Raw genomic sequence first — 26,894 nt, 5'->3', positions numbered from 1 at the left:
CATTCGGCGAGTACGGAACGTATCTGTCCGGGTGCGGAAGGTGGCCTGTTCGGGCCGTTGGGCGTGACCTGGATTCAGGGGTGGTCGCAATGGGTGACGTACGGCGTGGCGGGGCGAGCGGTGAGGCCCGACCGGAATCGGCGGAAGACCTGACGGAGGTGTCGGACTTCTTCCGCGCCCTGGGCAAGCAGATCAAGCTGCTGCGCGAGCGCGCGGGGATGACGCAGAAGGACCTGGCCGGCCACGTCGGCTACACCGAGGCCCTGATCGGCGCGGTGGAGCGCGGGAAGCGGACGCCTCAGCCGGAGTTGCTGGACGCGGCGGACAAACTGCTGGACGCGGGCGGGCTGTTGAGCATCGCGAAGGACGACGTCCAGCGCGCGAAGGCCAAGGCCCGCGTACGGCACCCGGCCTGGTTCCGGGACTACGCGCGGCTGGAGGAGGAGGCCATCGAGCTTCACGACTTCAGCATGGTCGGCGTGCCCGGTTTGCTTCAGACTGAGGCGCACGCCCGGGCTGTCTTCGCCATGCGCCAGCCACTGCTCACGGAGGAAGTGATCGAAATGCGGGTGGCTGCCCGCATGGCGCGGCAGGAGATCCTCACACGCTGGCCACGGGCCATCTTCAGCTGGGTCATCGACGAGGGCGTGTTGCATAGGCCGCTGGGCGGCACAGACGTGCACGCGGCACAGCTACGTCGACTGCTGGAAGTCGGTCAGACGCGCGGAATGGTAGTCCAGGTACTACCGCTCGACAGAACGGAGCATGCGGGGATGGATGGACCATTCATCCTGATCACCCCCAAAGGGCGCCCCCAGAACGCCTACATCGAGGTTCAGACGAGCAGTAGGCTGATCTCGGATCAGGAGGAGGTACGTATCCTCAACGCACGATACGGCACCCTCAGGGCCCAGGCGCACACCCCCCAGGAGTCCCTATCCTTGATCGAGAAGATGCTGGGAGAGCGATGAGCACGAAGCTGGCATGGTTCAAGAGCAGCTACAGCGGCAGCGAGGGTGGCGCGTGCATCGAGGTCGCCTGGCACAAGAGCAGCCACAGCAGCAACGAGGGCGGCGCGTGCGTCGAGGTCGCCGAAACCACCACCGCCGTCCTCGTCCGTGACTCCAAGGACAAGAGCGGCCCCCACCTCACCGTCGACCCCGCCGCCTGGCAGGCCTTCGTCGCCTATGCCGCCACCGCCGAGGTCTGAGCACCACCCCCAAACGGCCCGCCGCTGTCCAGCGACGGGCCGTTGGCGTACCGTCTAACCGTTGGCCCCGAGCAGGGAGAGCCATGAGCCCCGAACTGGACTGGTTCAAGAGCAGCTACAGCGGCAACGAGGGCGGCGAGTGCATCGAGGTCGCCTGGCACAAGAGCAGCCACAGCAGCAACGAGGGCGGCCAGTGCATCGAGGTCGCCGAAACCACCACCGCCATCCTCGTCCGTGACTCCAAGGACAAGAGCGGCCCCCACCTCACCTTCAACCCCGCATCCTGGCAGGCCTTCCTCACCTACGCCGCCACCGCCGAGGCCTGAGCACCACCCCCACCCCCCAACGGCCCGCCGCTGTGCAGCGACGAGCCGTTGGTGTGGGTGGGCTCGTCACCCCTGGAGCCGTACTCCGTCCTTCTGTACGGCGGCGACAGCTCACCGGTCGGGCTCTGTGCGGCTCGGTCGCCTGCGCCCCGGGGCGGGCCATGCGAACGACAGCAGGGGCGGAAGTCGAAACCGACTTCCGCCCCTGCTCTTTGGAGCGCCGGGCCCGAATTGAACGAACCCCTCCCACTGAAAGTGGGCGTGCTACCGCTGCACCACCGACGCCTGACCGCCGGTCCTCGACCGCTTCCGCGCTCTCGTCCCGTCGACGAGGTAAACCTACCAACAGCTGATCAGTACGTGAAATCGGGCCGCGATCCGGTCCGGGTCTCCCCCGCATTACCTGGCAGGTAATCGACGCTCATCTCCCCGTCCGCGAAGGTTCTGTCCGTGGCCGGACAGCCCCACCCAGGCCCCCTGACCAGCGCAGACGAACGAGGTATCCCCATGCCCGCCACCACCGCCCGCACCAGCCTGATCGTCGCCGCCGCGGTCGCCGTAGGCCTCTCCACCGTCACCGCCGTCGCCACCGGGGCTTCCGCCGACCCGCGGGACACCGGCGTGGAGTGCGCCGAGGTCCGCGCGAAGGTCGACCGCGTGGAGGGGCCGGCTCACTCCCAACGCCTGCGCCTTCATGAAGCGCCAGCTCGCCTTCGGCGAGGTCCCGACCGGTACCCCGCCGGCGCCCGGCGACCTCTCCCACCCCCGCGTCCAGGCCTACCTCGACATCTTCGACGACGAGGCCACCCTCCGGGAGGCCGGCAGTGCACCGCAGCGCGGCCGCACGGCGATCGGCACCTCGATCACGGGCTCCCTCCGCCTCGCGCCCGACTTCCGCTACCGGGGCACCGAGATCGTTGCCGAGGGCGCGTCGATGATGTTCGGGCAGCGGCAACGGCACCACCACCGTCGCCGTCTACGACCCGGCGACCCAGAGCTTCTACCTCAACGACTCCAACGAGACGGAGAACGTGCGGCCCGCGATCAGGTTCGGCAACCCGGGCGACGTCCCGATCAAGGGCGACTGGGACGGCACCGGCAAGGAGACCATCGGCGTCTACCGGCCGAGCGACCAGACCTTCTACGGCGCCGCCGAGAACAGCAACCTGGTGATCTACAGCACGAAGTACGGCAACCCGGGTGATGTCCCGCTCGTGGGCAACTGGGGCTGACACACCCCGCCCCACTCCCGAACGAACGAGCGGCTGCGTCGGAATCTCCGGCGCGGCCGTTCGTATCCACCCTCTATGATCCCGCCCCAGGGGGAAGGCCGCTGAGCTGGTGCGACACCGCCGTGTCCGCTCCCCTCGGCGATGCACACCCGTGCCGCCGACCCGACGCCCGGGAGAAGAAGACTCGGTGACACTCACTCAACGCCTGGGACGCGGGCTGCTGGCCGGCGCCTCGGCGCTCGCGCTGGCGCTGCTGCCCGCGGGCCTCGCACCAACCACGGCGGCCGCCGCACCGGCCGGTGACGGGTCCGGGCCGACGCCGGTGGACCTCAACACCTCGCGCGCCTTCTCGGACACCTTCCGGCTGGACCCGTCCCTGGACACCGACCCGCTGTACGGGCTGAACGTCGGGCTCGACGCCCGGCAGTCGCCGCCGGCCGGGCAGCACGGGATCTCCTACACCCGGGTCTCCGGCCGCTGGGACACCGCGACCCCGCCCGACCAGTGGTTCGTCCAGGCCGGCCACCCGGACCACCCGAACCGGATGCTCTTCGCCAAGGGCGTCTCCGCGGTCATGCTCGGCGCGCCGGCCGTCGCCGACGGCACCGGCCACTACACCGTCTCGACGGTGATCGACCCGGTGGTCGGGGATACGGGCAGCGCCGACTGGGGCTCGATCGTGCTGAGCCGCAGCCACCGCAGCAACGGCTACGTCACCGGCGGCGACGTCGACCTCGGCCTCACCGTCACCTCGGCTGGCAAGCTCGCCCTCTTCCACGGCGGGGGCGGCGAAACGCCGTTCTGGACCGGCACCGTGGCACCGACCGCGCAGTACGCCGTCTCGCTCACCGTCTCCACTGGGGCCGACCGCGCCGTCACCCTCACCGTGAACGGCACGCCCTTCACCGTCTCCGCGCCGGCCGGGGTGACCCGGTGGCCGGGTAGCGCCTTCCTCTACCTCGGCGCCTATCTCTCCACCGAGGACCGCGTCACCACCTTCGGCGACGGCTCCGGCCACGGCCTGAACGTCAGCAAGGTCGACACCGGTGCCACCCGCAGCGCCAAGCCGCTCGTCGACACCTTCGACGGCGTGCCCAACGCCACCGCCGACTTCGGGCTCAACCAGGACCTCAGCGCCCGCCAGCCCAGCCTGATCTCCGCCAACTACACCGCCGTCTCGGGCGTCAAGGGCCTGGCCCTGAACCCGCCCGCGGGCTCGGTGCAGGTCAACAGCCCGGACCACCCGAACGTGCTCTCCTTCCCCAAGGGCACCGCGGCCGTCCGCCTGAACAAGCCGGCCACCTCGGACGTCCCGACCGGCGCCTACACGGTGCACGCCGTCCTGACGCCCGTGGTCGGCACCACCGGCGGCCAGGACTGGGCCTCCCTCGCCGTCAGCAACGCCTCCGGCGGCACGGGCGCCGTGGACGCCGAGGACGTCGCGCTCGGCCTGCGCGTCCAGGCCGACGGCGCCCTGACGCTCTTCCAGGGCGGCACGCCGACCGCACTGCCGGCCGTCCCCGCAGCGGGCTCGTACGACGTGTCGGTCGCGCTGGCGACCGGCGACAGGCAGCAGGCGACCGTGAAGGTCAACGGCGCCACGGTCTTCTCCGGACGCACCGCCGCCCAGCTGCCCCGCGACGGCTACGTCTCGCTCGGCGCCCACCACTCGGCGGCCGGCCAGGTCACCACGGTCGACGATCTGCGGGTCTCCATGCTGGGCGGGCTCGGCTACTACGGGTTCTTCGACATCCGGGACCCCGACTGGCCGAACTACGGCGCCAACCACGCGCCCGAGGTGGCGGCCTGGACCAACTTCAACACCTTCAACCGCGGCACCGACCCGCGGCTGGAGTTCCTGGACCAGTGCCGACCGGCCTCCTGCGTGATCGACCTCAACCAGGAGACCGTCCTCCCGCGCGACCCGGCCACGGACACGTGGCACTTCAAGCCGAATCCGAACGCCGCGCAGAACCTCGCCAACCTGGTGCAGCGCATCGGCTCGAACATCGACAAGATCTCGGCCGTCAACCTGAGTGACGAGGCCTACGCCCACGACCTGAGCCCCGCCGAGGTTCAGACGCAGGCGGACCAGATCAAGGCCGCCTTCCCGGACAAGTTGCTGATCATGAGCCAGTCCCGCGGGGCCGTCGACTGGGGCGCCACCGCCCTCATTCCCGCGGCCGTCGACATCGTCGGCTTCGACGAGTACTGCGTTGGCCGTCGCTCGACCCAGGAGGTGCTGGCCCATCTCAAGACCTTCCTCTCCTCGCCCGACCAGCACCTGATGCTCTTCCCCGAGTCCACCAACGAGTACAAGATCGCCGACGGCTGCTACGCCGACGGCGATCACCCCGTCGCGAAGACCGACGCCGAGGTCGCGGCGTTCAACGACGAGTACCGCGCGATCGCCGCACAGGACCCACGCGTCGTCTACCTGCAGAACTTCCGCTGGCTCGGCCCCGACCAGCCGAACAAGGTGCCGCTGACCGTCGCCGCGCAGCAGCGGATCGGCAAGGCCGTCGTGAACGCCACGCCCACCCCGACGCCCGCCTCGGTCGGCGTGTACCGGCCGTCCGACGGCAGCTTCGGCGAGGCCGCCCACAACGGCTGGTTCACCGGCCGGACGGTGTTCGGCGGCGGCAACGCCGTCCCACTGACGGGCCACTGGAACGGACCGGGCACCGACACCATCGGCGTCTACCACCCCGACACGGCGACCTTCCAGCTCTCGAACGACAACGTCACGGTCGCCGCCACCTTCCCGTTCGGGGTCCCCGGCGACGTCCCGCTGGTCGGCGACTGGAGCGGCCAGGGCCGGACCACCGTCGGCGTCTACCGCCCCAGCGACCAGACCTTCTACCTCTCGGACGACAATTCGTCCGTCAAGTACCGGATCCCGCTGGGAAATGCGGGCTGGAAGCCCCTGGTCGGCGACTGGGACGGCAACGGCACCACCACCGTCGCCGTCTACGACCCGAGCACCCAGCTCTTCTACCTGAACGACTCCAACCGGACGGAGAACGTGCGGCCCGCGATCAGGTTCGGCAACCCGGGCGACGTCCCGATCAAGGGCGACTGGGACGGGACCGGCAAGGAGACCATCGGCGTCTACCGGCCGAGCGACCAGACCTTCTACGGCGCCGCCGAGAACAGCAACCTGGTGATCTACAGCACGAAGTTCGGCAACCCGGGTGATGTCCCGCTCGTGGGCAACTGGGGCTGACACCCGCCCCACCGTGCGCCCTCCCGATCGCGTCGCGGCGATCGGGAGGGCGCTCCTCGTCCGGGTGGGCCGCCGCTACTCGGCGGCCACCGTCGCGGGCGTCCCGCCGGTCAGCCCCAGCAACTCGTCGTAGGTCATCGGCGGAGGCCGGACCGGCAGCACGGCACCCCGCAGCGGGGCGCCGATCAGATCAGACCCCGCTCCGGCCACCAAGGAGGAGACGCCACGTCTGCATGGGCGTACCGTACCCCGGGCCCGTCGCCGTCCGTACCGGCTTCCACGGACCGGACACACCCTCCGGCGGGGACCACCACATCACCCGTACATGATCACCAAGGTTACGCCCCGTCACGTCCGCGCCGGTCGATACCGCTCCCCCGTATGGGCTTCTGACGCGCCACCAGCTGCCGCAGGGATGCTTCGCCGGCAGACGATTAACCGGAGCATGACATTCTGTCAAGGAAGTGTGTGCACCTCGCTCAGGCACCGAACGGGCTTTCACTCCTATCACACGGTATGACTAGTATCGCCTCGTCATATAGCCCGTGCCCGGACGGTCCGGCCCCACCAGGCCGGCCGCCAGCCCCTAGGAGTCTGCTCTGCGCGCGCGTGCGAATCGGCGTCCCCGGACACCGAAGGCCCCCCGCAGGCGTCCACGCCTGTCACTGCGGACGGCTCTGCTCGTTCTGGCCATCGTCCCCAGCATCGCCCTCACCGCCATCTGGGCGGCCACCAGCGGCCACACCTTCCTGGACTTCCGGAGGCAGGCGGACCAGGGCATGCTGGCCAAAAAGGTCGGAAAGCCGTCCAACCACGTCTACTACAACCTCCAGGAGGAACGCCGACTCACCACCGAGGCGCTCGCCCGGCCCGGCAGCGTCACCGACGCGTTACGCCGCCAGCGCCAACTCACCGACGAGGCGGTGCGGGAGTTCCGGAGGGTCTCCGACGAGACCGCCGACACCGCGCCCGCCGAGATCCGCACCGCCGCCGCCGAGGCGCGGCAGGCGATGGACAAGCTGGCCGACCAGCGCGCGGCGGTCGACCGGGCCGCCGTCGACCAGCAGGCCGTCTACACGTACTTCACCGACCTGATCGCCGTCGACCTGCGGCTGTTCACCGAGCTCAGCCGCATCGACAACGGCGAGGTCACCTGGACCTCCAGGGCGCTGGTGAGCTCCCTCTGGGCCAAGGAGATGCTCTCCCGCGAGGACGCCCTCCTGGCCCGCGGCTGGCCCTCCGGCAAGCTCGCCATCGCGGACTACCAGCAGGTGCAGCAGGCCATCAGCACCCAGGACTACCTGTTCAACCTGCAGATCGTCCCGTTCGTCCCGGCCCAGGAGGTCTCCGCCTGGCACGAAGTGATGAACAGTCCGGTCTGGCGCAACAAGATCGCCGTCGAGCAGGCGCTGCTCCGCCCGGTCTCCGCCGACGCCGGCGGCTCGGTCAAGCTGCCGACGACCCAGGACCAGTGGCGCCAGGCCGTCGACCAGATCAACCCGCAGCTGGTGATCGTCATCGACACCCGCACCGACGACGTGGTCGAGGTCAGCAGGAGCTCCTTCCTCGCCCTGCTCTCCCGCTTCGTGCAGACCACCATCGCCGGCCTGATCGCCGTCATCGTCGTGGTCGTCACCAGCTGGCGGCTGACCCGCTCGATGCGCCGCCGGATCAAGGACCTCCAGGGCCAGGCCCAGGAACTCGAGCTCACGCTGCCCGAGGTCGTCGAACGGCTCTCCCGGGGGGAGCAGGTCGACGTCGAGGCCGAGACCCGCGCCATCACGGCCGGGGAGCACGGCAAGGGCAACGACGAGCTGGCCCGCCTCGGCCAGGCACTCAACCTGGCGCGCACCTCGGCGCTGGCGACCTCCGTCCGGCAGGCCGAGCAGCACCGCGGCTTCGAGCGGCTGCTCCAGCGCATCGCCCGCCGGACCCAGCTGCTGATCGGTCAGCAGCTGCGCAAGCTGGACGAGTTGGAGCGCAAGCATGACGACCCGGAGGTGCTGGAGGGCCTGTTCGACCTCGACCACCTCACCTCGCGCCTGCGCCGCTACGAGGAGAACCTCGTCATCATGGCCGGCGGCCAGCCGCAGCGGAAGTGGCGCAAGCCCGTCCCGCTGCTGGACGTGCTGCGCGCCGCACAGGGCGAGGTGCAGGACTACCGACGGATCATGGTCGACGTCGAGGGCCACCCGTGGATCTCGGAGCGGGCGGTCGGCCCGGTCGCGCACGTGATCGCCGAGCTGATGGAGAACGCGGCGACCTTCTCCAAGCCCCCCACCCCGGTCGAGGTGCGGGCCGCCATGGTCGGCCGCGGCCTCGCCGTGGAGATCGAGGACCGCGGGCTCGGCATGGACCCCGAACAGTACGACGCAGCAAACGAACTGATGAGCCGTCCGCCGCGCATGGACGTGCTGGCCCGGGCCAACGACATCCGCCTCGGCTTCTACGTGGTCGCCCGGCTGGCGGCCAACACCGGGCTGAAGATCGAGTTCCGGCCCTCGGCCTTCGGCGGCACCCGGGTGGTCGTGCTGGTCCCCGCCGAGCTGGTCATCGACGGCGACGCGGGTCTGCCGGACGCCACGCCGGTGGAGCCGATCCCGCTCGCCCGGCGGACGCGCAAGGCCGCGCTCGCCGCGCTGACGCCGGCCGCGGACGTACCGGCGGCCGGCGGTGCCGCGGGCACCGCCGCGGGGGTGCTTGCCGACGCCGCGGGCGCCGGTGCCGGCTCCGCCCACGGGCCGCTGAGCGCGACGGACGACGGGCAGCTGTCCGGGGCCGCGGTCGAGCCGCCGGAGACCGTGCTGGGCCCGTCGGCCGCCGCGGGGGCGCCGGTCGAGGCCTTCGCCCACGTCGAGTACATCCAGCCGCTCACCTCCGAGCCGGTCGAGCACCAGTCCCCGGCGGACGACCAGGGCACGGGCCCGCACGGAGGGTACGACCGGGTGGACGGGTTCGGCGGCGGCCGGTTCGGCGGCGACGGATTCGCCGGTGACGGGTACGACGGCGACGGGTACGACTCGCTGTTCGACGCGAAGCGCGCCCCCGTCCCGGCCCAGGCCGGGCACGACGCCCCGTCCGACGGCCACGCCGGCTACGTCGGGACGGCCGGGCAGTCCGTCGAACCGGGCCCGGTCGTGGAGTCCGATCGCTCCGGATCGTCCGGCTACGACGGAGCCGAGCACGCCGAACCGGTCCACAGCAGCCCCGAGCAGGGCACCCCGGTCCACGGCGCCCCGGTCTCCCCGGTCTCGCCCGCGTACGACGCGCCGGCCTACCCGGACATCGCCTACGCCAAGGTGACCGCCGCCGAGGCCCCGTACGCCGACGAGCAGTACCGGCCGGCCGAGCACTACCGCCTGGCCGAGCGGCGCGAGTACGCCCCGTCGGTCCCCTACAGCGCGCCGGCCGACGGCCAGCCGCCGCTGCCGCAGCGGATCCGCCAGGCCAGCCTGGCGGCCGAGCTGCGGGTGCCGCCGCCGGCCCGGTCCGACACCGCGGCCGCCGGCCACGGCGGCGTGCACGGCGCGCTGCCCGGCTCGGCCGGCCCGTTCGGCGACGCGACGAGCCCGTTCGAGCGCCCCCGCCCGACGCGCTCCGGCGCGGCGATCGGCGCCTTCCAGCGCCAGTCCCGCGCGGCCCGCGTCCAGGAGCCCGGCGAGGCCCACCTCCCGGCCGCCGCCGGCCCCGGCCGCCGGTCCCTCCCGGCGCCCTTCGACCCCCCGACCGCCGCGCCGGGCCCCTCGCCCTGGGCCCTGCCCGCCGCGGATCCCCGAACCACCAGGACGGATGACCAATCATGAATCGCACGATCGCCACCCACCAGGACCTGGACTGGCTGCTGGACGGACTCGTCGACTCGGTGGCCGGGACCAGAAGCGCCGTCCTGCTCTCCGACGACGGCCTGGTCGTCAGCCACTCGCGCACCATCGACCGGGCCGACGCCGAGCGGCTGGCGGCCGTCGCCACCGGCCAGCAGAGCCTGGCCCGGGGCGTGGGCCAGCTGTTCGACGGCGGGCCGGTGCACCAGGTCATCGTCGAGCTGTCCGAGGTCTGGCTGTTCGTCATCGCGGCCGCCCAGGGCACCCACCTGGCCGTGGTCGCCTCCCAGGAGGTCGACGCCGAGGTGATGTCGGTGGCCATGCACACCCTGGTGCAGCAGGTCGGCCAGAAGCTGACCACCCCGGTCCGCGGCGAGTTCGACGCCTTCGCGGCCAGGAACCGGGGTTGATGACCCGGTGATCCCGCACTGGAGCGAGGCGGTCGACGAGGACGAGGACGACGGCGCGGAGTCGATGGTGCGCCCGTACACCATCACCCGCGGCCGGACCACCCCCGAACGCGACGACCTCACCCTGATCACGGTGCTGACCACCGTCGAGGACGAGGCCCGCGCGGCCCTGGCCCGGGGTTCCCGTCCCGGGTCGCGCGGGCTGCAGCCCGAGCACCGGCTGATCCTGGAGCGCTGCCGCCGCCCGGCCGCCGTCGCCGAGGTGGCGGCCGGACTGGACCTGCCGATCTCGGTCACCAAGATCCTCCTCGGCGACCTGGTCTCCCACGGCCTGCTGCTGGCCCGGGCCCCACTCGCGGTGGCCCGGGCCGGCGGGGGCGTCGACCTCGGCCTGCTGACGGCCGTACGCGAAGGACTCCGGAGGCTCTGAACCATGGCACCGACCGCACCCCTCTCCCCGACCTCACCCCTCCCCTCGACCGCGCCGCTGCCCTCCGCGGCCGCCGGTACCCCCAGCGCACCGGCGGCCGTCAAGATCCTCATCGCCGGCGGCTTCGGCGTCGGCAAGACCACCCTGGTCGGCTCGGTCAGCGAGGTCGCCCCGCTGCGCACCGAGGAGTACCTGACCCGCGCCAGCGTGGGCGTGGACGACCTGTCCGGCGTGGACAGCAAGGACACCACCACCGTCGCGCTGGACTTCGGCCGGATCACCGTCAACCCCGACCTGGTGGTCTACCTGTTCGGCACGCCCGGCCAGGAACGCTTCTGGTTCATGTGGAACGACCTGGTGAACGGTGCGCTCGGCGGGATCGTCATCGCCGACACCCGCCGGCTGGACACCAGCTTCGCCTCGATCGACTTCTTCGAGAGCCGGGGCATCCCGTTCGTGGTGGCGATCAACTGCTTCCACGCGCAGAACACCCGCACCCCGGAGGAGATCCGGGCCGCGCTCGACCTCGACCCGCAGGTGCCGATGCTGCTCGGCGACGTGCGCGAGCGCGCCTTCGGGCGGGACCTGCTGCTGGCCTTGGTGGACCACCTGATGGACCTCGCCGACGTCCGGGGCGAGCCGCTCGGCTGAACGGCAGGGGCTCCCCGCCGCCCGGGCCGCCGCCCGGCCGGCCCTGCGCGGGTCCGTGCCAGCGCAGGGCCGGGACCGGGTTCGTCGGGATCAGCCCGCTCGACGCGACGGCGGGGGCGGGGGCGGCGGGCCCGGGGACGCCGACGGCGGCCGTGCCGTGGCGATCGCGTGCCGCCGCTCCCAGACCGCGGCCGAGATCCGGGCCAGCACCCGGGCCGCCGGGTCGTCCTCGTCCGCCCCGGAGGCCAGCGGCCCGGTGTAGCAGACCGCGAGCAGGTACGGCGGGCAGTCGGGCGGGGGGACCAGGCCGACGCTGTGCCGCGCCCCGGGGATCCAGCCGTTCTTGAAGGCGATCCGCGTCCCCGGCGGCAGGCCCGCCGCCAGGTCCACCCGGAAGGCGTTGCGCTCCAGGAGCGCGAGCAGCTCCGGCTCGTCGGCGACGGACTGCAGCAGGCGGACCAGGTCGCGCGCGCTCACCCGGTTCTGCACGCCCGCGTCGCGCGCCGCGTAGTCCTCGATGCCGCGCGGACTTCCGCTGCCTCGCGCCCCAGCCCGGCGCCAGACCTCGGCGACGGCCTCGGGCCCGACCTGCGCGAGGCAGAGGTTGGTGGCGAGGTTGGACGAGTGCGTGATCATCCGCTCGGCGAGGGTGCGCAGCGGCGCCGACCGGCCGAGCAGGCCCCAGGGCACCGGATCGCTGTCCCAGTCCGGGTCGTTGGCGAACTCGCCGCCGACGGCCGAGGCGAAGCGGTTCACGACGGGGATCTCGGCGTCGAGGTCCGCCCCGCTGCGGTGGAGCGCCGCCAGGACGGCCACCTTCATCGTGCTCGCCGCGTCGTGCAGCTCGTCCCCGGCCCGAACGAACACCGGCTCGCCGCGCCGGGGTGCCACCACCACAGAAACCATGCCCGCCCCCGTTCCCGAGCGGCACACCGCGCAAACCGATCCGGGCTCGGCGTGCCGCCTCCCCGGGAGCGGGGGCGCGGACGCCGTCACCGCCTGCGCCGCCTGCGCCCCGTGCCGCCGTCCGGCCCGCCGCCCGTGCGCGCTCCCGAACCGCCACCCGACCGGCCCAGGCGGGCGGCCGGGAGGGCGTCCGGCGCCGGCGGGCGGACGTCGTCCGCCGGGGCGGTCAACTCGGCGAGGTAGTGACGGCGTTCGATCGGGACGGCACCGAGGGCCCGGACGTGGGGGGTGTCCCACTGGGCGTCGAGCAGGCGGCCGCCGGCCGCACCGAAGCGGGCCGCGAGGTCCGCGACCGCGACCCGGCCGGCGTCGGGGCGGCGGTTGAACATCGAGTCCAGGCTCAGCACCGGCCCCGCCCGGATGCCGAAGACCCCGCCGACCAGCTCCTCCCCCTCCCAGACCTCCGCGCTGTGCGCCGCGCCGCAGCCGTGCAACCGGATGAGCGCCTCGCGCAGTTCAGGGGTGAGCCAGGCCGGTTCGCGGCCGTCCGCGCAGGCGGCGACGACCCGCTCGAACGCACGGTCGACGCTGGTCCACCAGCCCAGGCCGTTGCGCAGCCGCCGGGCCAGCCGGCTGCCGATGCGAACACCGTCCGGGGCGATCACCGGACGCGGGTCGGGGGACCACCAGGCCAGTCCGTACGGATCGTCCTCCGCGGAGGCGGCGCCCGGCAGCAGTACCACCTCGCCCGCGGCCACGGCCTCCTCGAAGCGGGCCTCGTTGAAGGCGCTGGCCAGCTCGTCGGCCGCTGGCATCGGGAAGAGCCCGTGCCGGTAGGCGGCCAGCAGGACGTCGGGGCCGAGGGCTCCGCCGAAGGCCACCGGAGCGTCGCCGGGCGCCCGCGCCAGGTCGAGGGCGGCGAACGCCCCGCCGTCACCCGGCGCGTGCGCCGCCCCGTCGGCGGCCCCGAGCGGACCGGGCGGCTCAGGCGGCCCGGGCGGCTCAGGCGGCCCGAGCGGGCCGTTCGCGCCGGGTGCGCCGGGTGCGCTAGGTGCGCCGGGTGCGCCGCTCACCGCTGCACCATCCCGACCGGCGGGGCCAGGAAGCCCTCCGCCGTCAACTGGTCCAGGTAGTGGTCGAGCAGTGCGTCGTCGACCGCCGGCAGGGCGATCCCGCTTCCCGTCAGCGCCCGCTCGGTGTTGGCCCGGTCGAAGAGCGGGAAGGTCGGGCGGAAGTACATCTCGCTGATGGAGAGGTCCGTCCCCGGGCTGCGGTCGACGAACAGCGGCACGAACGGGGTCATCGGGTGGGTCGGGTGCCGGGCGGCGAACCGGACCAGGTCCTGGACCCACGCGTGGTACGGGACTTCGTCCACCGGGTGGCCGCGCGCCCGCAGCCGCTCGGCGAGGTCGGCGAGGACGGCCGGGCGTGGCGAGGTGATGTGGTACACCTCGCCGATCGCGGGGGCGTGGGCCGCGATGTGGGCGACCGCCCGGCTGAACCGGTCGGCCGGCACGAAGTCGAGCAGCAGCCGGACGTCCGGGCACGTCCCGCTGTCCACCATGTACTTGATCAGTGCGCAGATCTCCGTCCCGGTGTTCATCACCCCGGTGGCCAGATCGCCGGTGACGTCGTTGGTGCGCAGCACGGTGACCGGCAGCCCGGCCGCGGCCGCGTTGTGAAGCAGTTGCTCGGCCACCCACTTGCTCTCCACGTAGCCGACGGCGAGCTTCTCCGGGTAGGCGAGCGGCGTCCGTTCGGTCACCTCGGCGACGCCCGCGGGGCCGAAGCCGGCGAGCACGGCGAGCGTGGAGAGGTAGTGCACCGGGATGCCGCGGCTGTGCCCGGCCAGCCGGACCACCTCGCGGGTGCCGCCGACGTTGGGCCCGCGCAGCTGGTGGTACGGGTAGATGAAGTTGACCTGGCCGCCCAGGTGGTGGATGGCGTCCAGGCTCTCGGCGAGCGCCTCGAAGCGGTGCTGGCCGAGGCCGAGCAGCGGCTCGGCGAGGTCGCCGACGAGCGGGACCACCCGGGCGTCGGCGAGGTCGTGCCGCAGGTAGCGCTGCTGCGCGGCCCGGATGCGCTCCAGGGCGTGCTCCTCGTCGGGCGCTCGGACCAGGCAGTGGATGCGCGCCCCGGTGCTGTGGAGCAGCTCGTGCAGCAGGTGGGCGCCGCAGTAGCCGGTGGCGCCGGTGAGCAGGATCTCGGCGGGCTCGGCCCGCGACGGGGCCGGGCTCCAGGACTGCCGGACGGGGGTGCCGAGTTCGGCCTCGGCGGCCCAGTCGACGGCGGCCTCGCCCAGGCCGTTGCGCCCGGCCGCACCGGCCCGGGCCGCCTGGGTGGCGGCGGCGAAGGCGCGCAGGGTGGAGTCGCGCAAGAGCGAGCGGGTGAGGAAGCGGATCCGGGTGACGTCGATGCCGAAGATGATCCGGGCCCGGGCGAGCATCTCCATGGCCAGGAGCGAGTTGCCGCCGAGCACGAAGAAGTCGTCGGCGGGGTGGACGTCCTCGATGCCGAGCAGTTCGGACCAGAGGTGGGCGACGGCGGGTTCGATGGCGCTGCCGCCCCCGTTCGGGCGGGCCCGGGTGCCGTCGGCGCGGTCGCCGTCGAGAGCGCGGTCGCCGTCGAGGGCGCGGTTCCCGTCGGCGTGCTCTCCGGTGGCGCCCCGGTCCGCACCGCGGGTCGCGCCGCCGCTAACGCCGGCACCGCCGCCGGTGTCGTCCGCGGGCCAGGTGTCCTCCGAGCCGGGGGCACGGCGCTGCAGCCGCGGGGTGGCGTGGGGCAGCCGGCGCCGGTCGATCTTGCCGGCCGGGGTGAGCGGCATGGTGTCGAGCAGGACGAAGTCGGCCGGGACCATGAAGTCCGGCAGCCGCTCGGCCAGGTACTCGCGGATGTGCGAGCGCCGCGCGTGGGCGCCCGAGCCGCCGCGCCCGGTCAGCGTGTAGTACGCGGTGAGGACGTGCGCCCCGTCGTCGCTGCCGTCGGCGGCGATGCGGGCCTGCCGGACGGCCGGGTGGCCGGCCAGCACCGACTCGACCTCGGCCGGGTCGACCCGGTATCCGCGGACCTTCACCTGGTCGTCGAAGCGGCCCAGGATCTCCAGGTTGCCGTCGGCCCGCCAGCGGCCGGCGTCACCCGTGCGGTACATCCGCTCGCCGGGCGAGGCGGCGTACGGGTCGGGGAGGAAGCGCTCCGCGGTGAGTCCCGGCTCCCGCCAGTAGCCGCGGGCGAGGCCCGGCCCGCCGAGGTAGATCTCGCCGCGCTCGCCCGGACGCACCGGGCTGAGCCGGGCGTCCAGCAGGTGCACCCGAACCCCCGGCAGCGGCCGCCCGATCGGCACCGGCGCCGCGCCGACGGCGGCCCCGGCGGCCGCGTCCAGCACCTCCGGGGTGACCTCGCAGAGCGTGGACGTCACGGCCGCCTCGGTCACCCCGTAGGCGTTGACCAGCCGGACCCCGGGCAGCCGGGTCAGACAGGTCCGGCAGTCGTCCGCGTGCACGGTGTCACCGCCGACGACGACCAGCCGCAGTCCGGCCGGAGGCGGACCGCCTTCCGGGAGCAGGGCGAGCACGTGGTGCCAGTAGGCGGGCGTGAGGTCCGCGACGGTCAGGCGCAGCTCGTCCATGCGGTGCACCAGCTCGGTCGGCGCCCAGGTGCGGGCTCCGCCGAGGACGAGGGTGGAGCCGCTGACCAGGGCCGCGAAGACCTGTTCCAGCGAGGTGTCGAAGCCGAGCGCAGCGAGCTGCAGCACCCGGTCGCGCGGGGTGAGGCCGTAGGCGCGGACCACGCGGTCCAGGGTGAAGACGAGGGAGCGGTGGGTGACCGGCACGCCCTTGGGGGTGCCGGTGGTGCCGGAGGTGTAGATCAGGTAGGCGAGGTCGTCCGGAGCGGCGGTGTCCACCACCGGTCCGTCCACCACCGGTCCGTCCACCACCGGTCCGTCCACCACCGGTGCGTCCTCCACCGGTCCGTCCACCACCGGTGCGTCCTCCTCATCGGCTCCCGCGTCCGGGCCGAGCACCGCGACACCCGGATAGCTCTGCCCGGGGCCGCCCACCGCCACCCGGGCGCGGCAGTCCTCGACCAGCTGGGCCAGCCGTCGCTCCGGGTGCGCCGGGTCGAGCGGCAGGAAGGCGCCACCGGCCTTGAGCACGGCCAGCCAGGCCGTCACCAGATCCGGCCCGCGTTCCAGGCAGACCGGCACCACCTGCTCCGGTCCGACCCCGTGGGCGCGCAGCGCCCCGGCCAGCCGGTCGCTGCGCCGGTCCAGCTCGCGGTAGGACAGCCCGCGGTCCTCGGCCAGGATCGCCACCGCCTCCGGGTCGTGCGCGGCGCGCGCCCGGAACAGCCCGTGGACGGTGTCGGCGAAGCCCGCTCGCGCCGGCCCGCGGACGGGCCCGGCCGGCCCGGAGAACCCGAGCCCGCCCCAGCGCCACTCGCGCTCCACGTAGGCGCGGCACTCCCCGCGCCCGGCCGGGCCGAACACGGTGGCCCAGCCGCCCGGCACGGTGGAGTCACCGGGCCAGATCGCATACTGACCGTCCTCGTTCCGCACCACGGTGTGACGACCGGAACTCGCGTCCCCGCGTGCGCCGTGTGCGCTGTCGACTGCATCATCCACCGGCTTGACCTCGTGCTGTGGCGGCAGAATGCTGGGAGGTGCGACATTTCCGACTATACGCACTCATGGCCCGTTTCGATCGTCCGGCCGAAAGCCGCCGGGCGGACCGGGCCGCTGCCCGAAGCCCCGGTCACGCACCACGCCCGGCAGGCACGGGAGCTGACCGGCCCGGGTCTGACAGGCAACCGCCTGGCGGCCACCGCACCCGGCAGCGACCGCACCTGACGGGCACCGCACCGGGTGAGGGGAGTTCCGCTCCGCCACCCGACCCGTCCGACCCGGGCGGGTGGTCCGAGGACCGGCGGAGCGGTGTCGCGGAGGAGGTAGCCTCGTTGACACGTCGGCGACAACGCCTGATGGTCTGTTACCTGTCGTGGATGGTGCTGTTCACCTGCGTCTACTACGTCAACCCGACCCAGCGGATCATCTGGTGGACCGGCATCGGCCTCGGCAGCGTCGCGGCCATCGTGGTCGGTGTGCACCTCAACCGTCCGGCGCACGCACTGCCCTGGTACCTGCTCGCCCTCGCCAACCTCAGCTTCACGGCGGGTGAGGTCGTCCAGGTCATCCAGATGCAGTTCCTGCACCTGGGCAGTCCCTTCCCGTCCGTCGCCGACGGCTTCTACCTGGCCGAGTACCTGCTGTACGCGGCAGGCGTGTTGGCCTTCATCCGCTGGCGAACGGCACATCAGGACCGGGCGGGAGTGCTCGACGCGCTCATCCTCACCATGGGCCTGGCCCTGCTGGCCTGGATCTACCTGATCCTCCCGTACGCCCGGAACCCCGACCTCACCTGGTTCCAGAAGGCCGTCTCGATCGCCTATCCGCTGGGCGACGTGGTCGTGCTGGCGCTGCTGCTGCGCCTGCTGGTGCCACGCGGCGGCGGCGGCCGCGCCCTGCAGCTGCTCACCGTCGGCACGGTCGGCCTGCTGGTCTCCGACATCCTGTACGGGCTGATCCTGCTGCACGGCAACTGGCACATCGGCACTCCCGTCGACCTCGGCTGGGCCGCCTTCTACACCGCCTGGGGCGCGGCCGCCCTCCATCCGTCGATGGTCGAACTGACCAGACCCGTGCCCAGCCAGCAGGTCGACATCAGGGCCGGCCGGCTCGCCCTGCTCACCCTCGCCTCGCTGATCGCACCGACGATCCTGATCATCGAGTCGGTCAACGGCAACACCAGCAACGCCGGGGTGATCGGCGCCTTCTCCGCCCTGATCTACATGCTGGTGCTGGCCCGGCTCGCGGTCGTCGTGATCGCCCGACGGCAGGCCGTCGCCCGTGAACGGGTACTGCGCGAGGCCGGCGCGTCACTGACCGCGGCCGTCACCGTCGAGGAGGTCGCCGACGCCGTCCAGGCCGCCGCCTCCACCCTGATGCCCACCGAGCCCGGCCACGTCGCCCTGCTCGCGGTCAGCGAAGCCGGCGTCCTGCACGTCCGGCACGCCGAGCGCGGCCCCACCCAGCACCCCCTCAGCGGCCGACCCGGCCCGGGCTCCGCCTCGGACTCAGACGAGGTGCTCGCGCTCGCCGCCGTCCGCGAGACGCGTTTACTGCCCGTCGAGGAGATCGGCTCCGACCTCGCCGTCCGCTTCGACGGCATGCCCTCGGCCCTGCTCTGCCCGCTCACCCTGGCCGAACGCCCCTCCGGCGACCCGCTGATCGGCGCGCTCATCGTCACCGGCACCGAGCAGGAGCTCACCAACCTGTGGGGCTCGCTGGAGATCCTCGCCGCCCAGGCCGCCCTGGCCGTCGAGCGCGTCATGCTGAGCCAGGAGGTCGCCCGCCGCAACAGCGAGCTCTACTTCCGCACCCTGGTGCAGAGCGCCAGCGACGTCATCCTGATCCTCAACGCCGACGACGGCGTCCAGTACGCCTCCTCGTCCGCCGAGCGCGTCCTCGGCTACCCCGACCTCCAGGGCGTTCTGATCACCGACCTCGTCCCGCCCGAGGACAGCCGGGCCGTCGGCAGCGCGCTCGCCCGGATGCGCGGCCTGGACGGCGTCGCCGACGGCCGTGAGCAGCAGCGCGAGCACTGGCGGCTGCTGCGCCAGGACCGCACCCCGATCGAGGCCGAGGTGCGCTGCAACGACCTGCGCGGCGATCCGACCGTCGGCGGCCTGGTGCTCACCCTGCGCGACGTGACCGAGCAGCGCCAGATGGAGCGCGAGCTCACCCACCGCGCCTTCCACGACTCGCTCACCGGGCTCGCCAACCGCGTCCTCTTCCAGGACCGGGTCGGCCACGCCCTCTCCCGCAGCGAGCGCAGCGGCGCCGTCACCGGCGTGCTCTTCATCGACCTGGACGACTTCAAGGTCGTCAACGACACCCAGGGCCACGCCGTCGGCGACGAACTGCTGGTCGCCGTCTCGCTGCGGGTCTCCACCGCCCTGCGCACCTCCGACACCGCGGCCCGGCTCGGCGGCGACGAGTTCGCCGTCCTGGTCGAGGACGCGATGCGCCCGGCGGACGTCGGGGCCATCGCCGACAGCGTGCTGGCGGCGTTCGCCGAGCCGTTCAAGCTGAGCGCGGGTGCCGTGCGGGTCGGCGCCAGCATCGGCGTCGCCACCACCGAGGACAGCGTGGACGCGACCGAGCTGCTCAGCCACGCCGACCTCGCGCTCTACTCCGCCAAGTCCGCCGGCAAACGCCAGTGGTGCCACTACCAGCCCGCGCTCCAGGCCGGCCTGGTCGAACGGCACGAGCTGAACGAGAACCTGGACACCGCGATCGCCGAATCCGCGTTCAATCTGTACTACCAGCCGATCGTCGACCTGGCGAGCGGCGCCCTGGTCGCCTTCGAGGCGCTGGTCCGCTGGCCGCACGACCGCCGCGGCATGGTCCTGCCCGACGAGTTCATCGCGCTCGCCGAGGAGAGCGGCCAGATCGTCCCCCTCGGCGCCTGGGTCCTGGAACGCGCGGCCCAGGAGGCGGCCATCTGGCACCGCCTGAGCGCCGGTCCCCGGCTCGCCCAGGGCCTGCCCCCGCTGCGGGTCAACGTCAACGTCTCGGCCCGGCAGTTCCGCGACGCCGGCTTCGTCGACGTGGTCCGCGGCGCCGTCCGCAGCTCCGGGATCACGCCGGACGCGCTCGTCCTGGAGCTGACCGAGTCGGTCCTGATGCGCCGCGACGAACGCGTGCACACCGACATGCGCACCCTGAGCGAGCTCGGCGTCGGCATCGCCATCGACGACTTCGGCACCGGTTACTCCTCGCTCTCCTACCTGCGCGAGTTCCCGATCTCCATCCTGAAGATCGACAAGTCCTTCATCGACGGCCTGGGCCTCTCCCAGCAGCAGTACGCCCTGGTCGAGGGCATCACCCGGATCGCCGACACCCTCGGCGTCCAGGTCATCGCCGAGGGCATCGAGAACACCGAGCAGCGCGACCTCCTCGCCGCCATGGGCTGCCCCCTCGGCCAGGGCTACCTCTTCGCCCATCCCCTCACCCCCGACCAGGCCCGCCGCCTCATCACCGACCGCTCCCCCCTCACCACCCCCGCCCCCCACCACACCTGACCCGGGGCCCCACCACACCCCCGGGCCCCCACGGGACGGCGACCAACCGTCACCTTCGGTCCAACGACGTTGTCAGTGCGTCCGCCTATGCTCAGACACCAGTCCTAGACGAGGAGACGTGTGAGCATCGACGACCTGACTGACGCGGACGCCGTTCGGACCGCGCTCAAGGAGTTCGACAGCCTCGGCCAGGAGGCCTTCCTCAAGCGCTACGACTACACGGAATCGGCCCAGTACTTCGTCCAGCACGACGATCGCCTCTATGACGCCGAGGCCATCGCCGGGGCGGCCCACGGCTACCAGCACCCCGAGCACGGGCCGTTGACCGAGCACGCGTTCCACGGCGACGCCGCACCGGTGACCGCGACGCTGCAGCACTTGGGTTTCACCGTGGTGGACGGGCAGCCCTCCACGCTTGAGGAGGAGTTGGCCTGGCGGCTCGCCATGTGGCGCAACCTGCAGGCCCGCCAGGACGCCGACGGCCTGCTGACCGCTGGCGAGGTCCGGGCGGTCCGGGCCTACGGCGGGCAGCAGGGCATCTGGGTCGACAAGAAGCGCACGCGGCGCCTCGATCCGCAGGGGCTGGCAGTTGGCCTCAAGCACACCGGTGTCGACTACCCCGATGAGATCAACGACAGCGGAGCGCTCTACCGCTACCCCGACACCAACCGCCGGGGTCAGGACGAGGCCGAGATCGAGGCCACGAAGACGGCCTCCCGGCGTTCGCTTCCGGTCTTCTTGATCTCCGAGCGGGGCACGCGGCGCGAGGTCCGCCTCGGTTGGGTCGCCGGCTGGGAGGACACCAGCAGCCAGTTCTACGTCAGCTTCGACGACACGCCTCCGCAGCAGCTCCTCGACCGCGACCGTTCCGACGACCACCCTTTCCAGCTGGAAGGGAATCGGCGCCGGACGCGCGCGGGAACGATCACGAGCCGCCCCGATCAGGCGAAGTTCAAGGTCGAGGTCATCCATCGCTACGGCTCCCGCTGCCCGTTCTCGGGCATCGGGGTGTCCGCCATGATCGAAGCGGCCCACCTACGCCCCGACGCGGAGAACGGGAGTCCCGACCCCCGCAACGGCATCCCCATGAATGCAGCGCTTCATCGGGCCTTCGATGCTCACCTGTTCGCCGTCCACCCGGACACGCTTCAGGTGATGGTCCGTCCTCAGGGACCGAGCCTCGCCGAGCTCGGGATCATCGAGCCGCAGCTGGCACTGCCCAAGTTGCCCCACAAGGAGGCCCTGGAGTGGCGCTACGCGAAGTGGCTGAAGTCAAACAAGATGACCGCAACCGACGCCGTCCCACCTGCCTGCGCCATCGCCTGACGGCCTTGCAGGGGAGCCTCGCACCCGGCCTCTGATCGGCAGGCGAAAGCGACCGGTGCCCGGTGCCTGCCACCCGACCACGAACCACCCGTCACGGGGTCGGGTGGGGGTGGCCGAGGTGGGGGAAGGTGGGGAGGAGGTCGGTGTGCGGGGGGATGTGGTCGGAGGTGATCCTGCCGCCGGAGACCATGGCGAGGCGGGCCGAGGTCACGTCGTCGCTGAGGGTGCGGCCGTTGGGGTAGGCGGCGGGGCGGGAGCGGTCGTAGCGGAGGATGTCGGGCAGGACGAGCTTGAGCGTCTCGGTGGCGGCCGCGGTGGTGTAGTCGCCGGTGTGCTGGAGGACGGCCGTCCAGGGCTCGCGGTAGGTGTCCCAGTCGTCGGCCGGCTCGCCGGCGTTGTAGGCGTCCTTGACCTCCTCGGCGTTGAAGTAGGCCGTCAGGGAGGGGTGGGCGCCGCGGTCGACGGAGACCAGCTGGCCGTCCTGGTACAGGCTGACGCGGGCCCAGACGCCGATCACCGGATCGGGGCCGAGATCGGCGTCCGGGACTTCGAGGGCGATGCCGAAGACGTTGGCCTCGGCCATCGCGTCCTTGCCGGTCCAGGTGAAGTCGTTGAGGATCCCCTCGAGGTCGGCGAAGAAGGGGTCGCTGCGCAGGCCGACGGAGAGCCTGCGGTCGCCCGCGTCCGCGACGTCGGGCGCGTCGCCGAACGCCACCGGCACGTCCGCGAAGACCACCTCGCCGGTCGGCTCGTGCTTCTGCGCTGCTGCGCCGGTCGCCCGGTGGACGGTGACGGTCTGTCCGCCGGTCCGGGAGCCGGCGAAGGTGAAGGAGTAGGCCACGTCCGCGCGGTCGTCCCCGTCGTTGTCGATGTTGATCCGGTAGACGGCGTCCGGGTGGAACTCGGCGGCCCGGGTGGGGGCGTAGGGGTTCACGTCCATGATGAGGACGGTCCGGCCGGGGGCGTCGGCCGCGGGGAAGGCGAACACGTCGGTGAGGTCGAGCCGGGCGTCGCCCCGCGGCGAGCGGAGGTTCGGACCGCTGAGGTGGTGGGACATGGCGCTGCGCTACCTCGTCTCTGTGGCCCCCCTGTGTGTCGGCACGCACTGTGGTACCAGCGCGGCCGGTCCGGCAGGGGGAGGCGCGCTTGATCGTCCACCCGCCGGCCTTACGCCCGCCGGCCCCTTTCGGAGGGCCGGCGGGCTCCCGGTCAGACCGTGGCCGTCGTGCCGGCCGTCGTACCGGCCGTCTCGCTGCCGGCCGGGACGTTGAGGGTGCGTTCGGCCTTGGCGACCGCGGCCCGGTAGTACAGCGAGGCGAGTTGGGAGGAGCCGGAGTCCCGCTGGAAGAATCCGTAGGAGAGGGCGGTCGGCCCGAAGCGCTCGATGCCGATGTAGCCGTTGAGTTGGACGCCCGCGAGGGTGCCGTCGAGGCGGACGGCGGGGGCGTCGTGGCGCTCGCCGAGGGTGATCGGGGTGACCGTGAAGGTCACGGAGGTGCCGGTGCCGTCGTCGAAGGTGAGGCTGTGGCAGTTCGCGAAGGCCTCGGTGACGGTGGCGAAGTCGCCGGTGAGCTTGGCGGGGTCCTCGGCGGTGAGTGACTCGGTGACCATCGGGTTGCCACCCGGCCCCTCGAACTCGACCCCCTGGTGCGGCTGTTGCGGCGTCGGTTCGGCGCCCTGCCGGGCGAGCAGGGCGCGTAGGGCGTCGCAGCCGGAGACCGGGGAGGCGCCGCCGCTCGGCGAGGAGCCGGTGCTGGGCGGGACCTCGGTGAAGTCGGGCCCGAGTTCGGCCGCCGTGAGCAGCGCCGTGCTCAACTGGGCGTCCGTGGGCAGCTGCGAGGCCGGCGCCGGTTGCGCCGCCTGCACGGTTGTGGTCCCGGAGGCCTGGACCGTGACGGCCGGCGGGCGGGGCGAGCCGGAGGCGACGTCCGCGGTGCCGAGGGTCGACACGGTCACGACGGCCGCCGCGGTGAGGGCGAGGAGAGGCCGCGAGTGGGACATACGGGCCCCCGATCAGGAGTCGGGCACGGGCAGGCGTCCAGTGTCCCACCGGGCCCGCCCGCTCGCCCGTCCGAGCGACGGATCCGCAGGTCAGGAAGGGTCTCCGGGGGCGGCCGGGAGCGTCTCCAGGGTCTCGGCGAGCCACTGCACCCAGAAGGTCTCCAACCCGATCCCGGCGCGCAGCACGGCGTGCTGCAGGCGGTTCTCCGCGTCCGCCCGCTCCGGCGGGAAGTCGCGCCGCTCGATCTCCTCGTAGTCGGCCAACTGCGCTCGGTGCAGGGCCAGATGGCGCGAGAGTTCGGCGTCGAGTCCGGCCGTGCCGACCACGGCGGCGGCGCGCAGGCGCAGCAGCAGCGGTTCGCGCATGGCCCTGGGCTGGTCGCCGCCGGCGGTCCACCGTTCGAGTTCGGCGCGGCCGGCCGGCAGGACCTCGTACTCCTTCTTCTGACCGCGTACCGGGCCGGACTGCGGGAGGGCCCGGATCAGACCGGAGGTCTCCAGGCGGCCCAGCTCGCGGTAGATCTGCTGGTGGCTGGCGGACCAGAAGAAGCCGATCGACTTGTCGAACCGCCGGGTCAGCTCCAGCCCCGAGGACGGCTTCTCCAGCAGGGCGGTGAGGATGGCGTGCGGCAGCGACATGCCGACGATCCTAGGCGTCCCGGCTCGCGCGCCGGCCCGCGCGCCGCTGAGCGCCGGCTCACGCCGGTTCACTCTGCCGAGCGCGGGGGCCGGTGGGGACACGCCGGACGGGCAGGCGGGGGGGACGGGAGTCGGCCGCGGGGACGGGAGCCGCGGGCCGGGGCGAGGGCGCGGGCCGGGGCGAGGGCGGCGTACCAGGCCTGCCCGACGGTCCTCCGCCCCGCCTCCCACCCCCCAACCCCACCCCACCCCACCCCGCCGTCAGAGCGCCGCCGCCAACTCCGTCCCCTGCTTGATCGCCCGCTTCGCGTCCAGCTCCGCCGCCACGTCGGCCCCGCCGATCAGGTGCGGCGTGAGGCCGCGCTCGCGCAGGGCGGCGTCCAGGTCACGCCGAGGCTCCTGCCCGGTGCAGAGCACGACCGTGTCGACGGGCAGCAGCTGCCGCTCGCCGTCGACGGTGATGTGCAGGCCGGCGTCGTCGATCAGGTCATAGGTCACGCCGGGGACCATCACGACGCCGCGGTGCTTGAGCTCGGTGCGGTGGATCCAGCCGGTGGTCTTGCCGAGCCCGGCCCCGACCTTGCCGGTCTTGCGCTGGAGGAGGTGGACGCTGCGCGGGGGCTTGGGCGCGACCGGTCGGGTGAGGCCGCCGCGCTCGCGGTACTCCGGGTCGATGCCCCACTTGGCCTGGAAGACCGGCGGGTTGAGGCTGGCGGCGTCGCCCTGGTCGGTGAGGTACTCGGCGACGTCGAAGCCGATGCCGCCCGCGCCGAGGACGGCCACCCGCTCGCCGACCGACGCGCCGTCGCGCAGCACGTCCAGGTAGCCGACGACCTTGGGGTGGTCGATGCCCGGGATGTCGGTCGGGGTCCTCGGGGTCACGCCGGTGGCGAGGACGATCTCGTCGAACCCCTCGGCGGCGAGCTGCTCGGCGTCCACCGGCGCGCCGAGCCGCAGCTCGACGTCCGACTCGGCGAGCCGCGTGCGGAAGTAGCGGAGGGTCTCGTCGAACTCCTCCTTGCCGGGGATGCGCCGGGCGACGTTCAGCTGACCGCCGATGGTGTCGGCGGCGTCGAACAGCGTGACGGCGTGGCCGCGCTCGGCGGCCGAGACGGCGAAGGCGAGGCCCGCCGGGCCGGCGCCGACGACTCCGATCCGCTTGCGCAGCCTGGTCGGCGCGAGGACGAGTTCGGTCTCGTGGCAGGCGCGCGGGTTGACCAGGCAGGAGGTGATCTGCCCGCTGAAGGTGTGGTCCAGGCAGGCCTGGTTGCAGCCGATGCAGGTGTTGATGGCGTCGGCGCGGTCGGCGCCCGCCTTGGCGACGAAGTCCGGGTCGGCCAGCAGCGGCCGGGCCAGCGAGACCAGGTCCGCGCAGCCGTCGGCGAGCAGCTGCTCGGCGATCTCCGGGGTGTTGATGCGGTTGACGGCGACCAGCGGGACGCCGACCGAGCCCATCACCTTCCTGGTCACCCAGGCGTAGGCGCCGCGCGGGACGGAGGTGGCGATGGTGGGGATGCGGGCCTCGTGCCAGCCGATGCCGGTGTTGATGATCGTCGCCCCGGCCGCCTCGACCGCCTGCGCGAGCTCGACGACCTCGGCGAGGGTGGAGCCGCCGGGGACGAGGTCGAGCATCGAGAGGCGGTAGATCAGGATGAAGTCGGGCCCGACCCGCTCGCGGACCCGCCGGACGATCTCGATCGGGAAGCGCATCCGGTTCTCGTACGAGCCGCCCCACTCGTCCTTGCGCCGGTTGGTGGCGGCCGCGATGAACTCGTTGATCAGGTAGCCCTCGGAGCCCATGATCTCGACGCCGTCGTAGCCCGCCCGCCGGGCGAGGGCGGCGCAGCGGGCGAAGTCCTCGACGGTCTGCTCGACCTGCTCGGCGGTGAGCTCGTTCGGCACGAACGGACTGATCGGGGCCTGGAGGGCGCTGGGGGCGACCAGGTCCGGGTGGTAGGCGTAGCGGCCGAAGTGCAGGATCTGCAGTGCGATCCGGCCGCCTTCGGCGTGGACGGCGTCGGTGACCAGGCGGTGCCGGTCGGCCTCGGCCTCGGTGGTGAGCATGGCGCCGCCGCCCCAGGGGCGGCCCGCCTCGTTGGGGGCGATGCCTCCGGTGACGATCAGGCCGACGCCGCCGCGGGCGCGCTCGGCGTAGAAGGCGGCCATCCGCTCGAAGCCGTCGGGGGCCTCCTCCAGGCCGACGTGCATCGACCCCATGATCACCCGGTTGGGGAGGGTGGTGAAGCCGAGGTCGAGCGGGCTCAGCAGGTGGGGGTAGGGCGGGGGCGGGGTGCTGGGCATCGGCGTCTCCTGGGTGTCCGGCTGAACGTGGGCGGTCCGGGGGTCCGGCGGCGCGGGCGCGGGCCGCGCGCCGGGCAGTGGGCGGTGGTGGTGGGCGTGGTTACCCAACGGTAGGGGACGCGCCGACCCCTATGCAACCAGTTGCACAAGGGGGTACCCGCCCGCCAGAACCGGACCGCTTCGTGGCCGAATCTTGTCGACACCCTGGAGTCGGTCCCTCACAGTTCGTTAGGGTCGGAGGTGGCAGCGGGGCAGAGCGGCCCCGCAGGCGTCGCG

19 protein-coding genes and 1 tRNA gene are annotated in these 26,894 nt (G+C 72.8%); 11 read left to right on the top strand and 9 right to left on the bottom strand.

All coding sequences use genetic code 11. From position 1 onward, the window contains the following. Positions 1–89: 89 nt before the first annotated feature. The 3 genes from MCM47_RS16010 to MCM47_RS16000 all read left to right on the top strand — a co-directional run bounded on the left by MCM47_RS16010 (position 90) and on the right by MCM47_RS16000 (position 1,536). The gene (locus tag MCM47_RS16010; RefSeq protein ID WP_238862290.1) at positions 90–971 is read left to right on the top strand and encodes a helix-turn-helix transcriptional regulator; all 882 of its coding nucleotides are present in this window, start codon (positions 90–92) and stop codon (positions 969–971) included. Further along, positions 968–1,210, top strand: a complete 243-nt coding sequence (locus tag MCM47_RS16005) for a DUF397 domain-containing protein (RefSeq protein WP_238862289.1) — start codon at positions 968–970, stop codon at positions 1,208–1,210. The genes MCM47_RS16010 and MCM47_RS16005 overlap by 4 nt, the downstream gene beginning before the upstream one ends. A gap of 83 nt (positions 1,211–1,293) precedes the next feature. Further along, positions 1,294–1,536, top strand: a complete 243-nt coding sequence (locus tag MCM47_RS16000; protein ID WP_238862288.1) for a DUF397 domain-containing protein — start codon at positions 1,294–1,296, stop codon at positions 1,534–1,536. Positions 1,537–1,749: 213 nt separating this feature from the next. Here MCM47_RS16000 and MCM47_RS15995 read toward each other — a convergent pair. Beyond that, positions 1,750–1,821 (bottom strand) — tRNA-Glu (locus MCM47_RS15995). A 746-nt stretch (positions 1,822–2,567) separates the two neighbouring features. Here MCM47_RS15995 and MCM47_RS15990 point away from each other — a divergent pair. Both MCM47_RS15990 and MCM47_RS15985 read left to right on the top strand, forming a co-directional pair. Continuing rightward, positions 2,568–2,768 carry a hypothetical protein gene (locus MCM47_RS15990; protein ID WP_238862287.1) on the top strand — a complete coding sequence of 67 codons (201 nt, stop codon included), beginning with the start codon at positions 2,568–2,570 and terminating at the stop codon, positions 2,766–2,768. A gap of 187 nt (positions 2,769–2,955) precedes the next feature. Further along, positions 2,956–5,994 (top strand): hypothetical protein, encoded by a 3,039-nt coding sequence (locus MCM47_RS15985; protein WP_238862286.1) that lies wholly within the window; start codon positions 2,956–2,958, stop codon positions 5,992–5,994. Between the two features lie 75 nt (positions 5,995–6,069). Here MCM47_RS15985 and MCM47_RS15980 read toward each other — a convergent pair whose 3' ends face one another. Further along, complete coding sequence (locus MCM47_RS15980; protein ID WP_238862285.1) at positions 6,070–6,207, bottom strand: hypothetical protein; 138 nt, start codon at positions 6,205–6,207, stop codon at positions 6,070–6,072. 566 nt (positions 6,208–6,773) lie between these two features. Between MCM47_RS15980 and MCM47_RS15975 the strand changes: the two genes are divergently transcribed. The 4 genes from MCM47_RS15975 (at position 6,774) to MCM47_RS15960 (ending at position 11,306) form a co-directional block, all read left to right on the top strand. Then, positions 6,774–9,797, top strand: coding sequence for an ATP-binding protein (locus MCM47_RS15975; protein WP_238862284.1), 3,024 nt, complete (start codon positions 6,774–6,776; stop codon positions 9,795–9,797). Then, entirely contained in the window at positions 9,794–10,225 is a 432-nt protein-coding gene (locus tag MCM47_RS15970) for a roadblock/LC7 domain-containing protein (RefSeq protein WP_238862283.1), read from the top strand. Before MCM47_RS15975 ends, MCM47_RS15970 begins: the two co-directional genes overlap by 4 nt. Positions 10,226–10,289: 64 nt before the next feature. Continuing rightward, the gene (locus MCM47_RS15965; RefSeq protein ID WP_238862644.1) at positions 10,290–10,655 is read left to right on the top strand and encodes a DUF742 domain-containing protein; all 366 of its coding nucleotides are present in this window, start codon (positions 10,290–10,292) and stop codon (positions 10,653–10,655) included. A 3-nt stretch (positions 10,656–10,658) separates the two neighbouring features. Then, positions 10,659–11,306, top strand: coding sequence for an ATP/GTP-binding protein (locus MCM47_RS15960; RefSeq protein ID WP_238862282.1), 648 nt, complete (start codon positions 10,659–10,661; stop codon positions 11,304–11,306). Positions 11,307–11,396: 90 nt separating this feature from the next. On the opposite strand, the gene MCM47_RS15955 is transcribed toward MCM47_RS15960, so the two are convergent. The 3 genes from MCM47_RS15955 to MCM47_RS15945 all read right to left on the bottom strand — a co-directional run bounded on the left by MCM47_RS15955 (position 11,397) and on the right by MCM47_RS15945 (position 16,833). Then, complete coding sequence (locus MCM47_RS15955) at positions 11,397–12,212, bottom strand: serine hydrolase (protein ID WP_238862281.1); 816 nt, start codon at positions 12,210–12,212, stop codon at positions 11,397–11,399. Between the two features lie 86 nt (positions 12,213–12,298). Continuing rightward, entirely contained in the window at positions 12,299–13,285 is a 987-nt protein-coding gene (locus MCM47_RS15950; protein ID WP_238862280.1) for a leucyl/phenylalanyl-tRNA--protein transferase, read from the bottom strand. Further along, a complete protein-coding gene (locus MCM47_RS15945) occupies positions 13,282–16,833 on the bottom strand; it encodes an amino acid adenylation domain-containing protein (protein ID WP_308222326.1) in 3,552 nt (1,183 codons plus the stop codon). The genes MCM47_RS15950 and MCM47_RS15945 overlap by 4 nt, the downstream gene beginning before the upstream one ends. A 332-nt stretch (positions 16,834–17,165) precedes the next feature. Here MCM47_RS15945 and MCM47_RS15940 point away from each other — a divergent pair, with 332 nt between their 5' ends. Both MCM47_RS15940 and MCM47_RS15935 read left to right on the top strand, forming a co-directional pair. Continuing rightward, positions 17,166–20,351 carry a bifunctional diguanylate cyclase/phosphodiesterase gene (locus MCM47_RS15940; RefSeq protein WP_238862278.1) on the top strand — a complete coding sequence of 1,062 codons (3,186 nt, stop codon included), beginning with the start codon at positions 17,166–17,168 and terminating at the stop codon, positions 20,349–20,351. Between the two features lie 120 nt (positions 20,352–20,471). Continuing rightward, a complete protein-coding gene (locus MCM47_RS15935) occupies positions 20,472–21,677 on the top strand; it encodes an HNH endonuclease (protein WP_238862277.1) in 1,206 nt (401 codons plus the stop codon). A gap of 91 nt (positions 21,678–21,768) precedes the next feature. Here the strand turns inward: MCM47_RS15935 and MCM47_RS15930 are convergent, their stop codons facing one another. The 4 genes from MCM47_RS15930 to MCM47_RS15915 all read right to left on the bottom strand — a co-directional run bounded on the left by MCM47_RS15930 (position 21,769) and on the right by MCM47_RS15915 (position 26,618). Next, positions 21,769–22,734: a DUF4331 family protein gene (locus tag MCM47_RS15930; RefSeq protein ID WP_238862276.1), complete on the bottom strand. Its 966-nt coding sequence runs from the start codon at positions 22,732–22,734 to the stop codon at positions 21,769–21,771. A gap of 152 nt (positions 22,735–22,886) precedes the next feature. Further along, positions 22,887–23,633, bottom strand: coding sequence for a hypothetical protein (locus MCM47_RS15925; RefSeq protein ID WP_238862275.1), 747 nt, complete (start codon positions 23,631–23,633; stop codon positions 22,887–22,889). A gap of 135 nt (positions 23,634–23,768) precedes the next feature. Next, positions 23,769–24,317, bottom strand: coding sequence for a PadR family transcriptional regulator (locus MCM47_RS15920; RefSeq protein WP_238862274.1), 549 nt, complete (start codon positions 24,315–24,317; stop codon positions 23,769–23,771). A 261-nt stretch (positions 24,318–24,578) separates the two neighbouring features. Beyond that, entirely contained in the window at positions 24,579–26,618 is a 2,040-nt protein-coding gene (locus MCM47_RS15915; RefSeq protein ID WP_238862273.1) for an NADPH-dependent 2,4-dienoyl-CoA reductase, read from the bottom strand. Between the last annotated feature and the right edge of the window lie 276 nt (positions 26,619–26,894).

It is taken from the genome of Kitasatospora sp. A2-31 (genome assembly GCF_022288725.1).
Lineage (GTDB): Bacteria > Actinomycetota > Actinomycetes > Streptomycetales > Streptomycetaceae > Kitasatospora.
The sequence above is the reverse complement of the archived record's forward strand: the minus strand, read 5'-3'. Positions and strand labels throughout refer to the sequence as shown.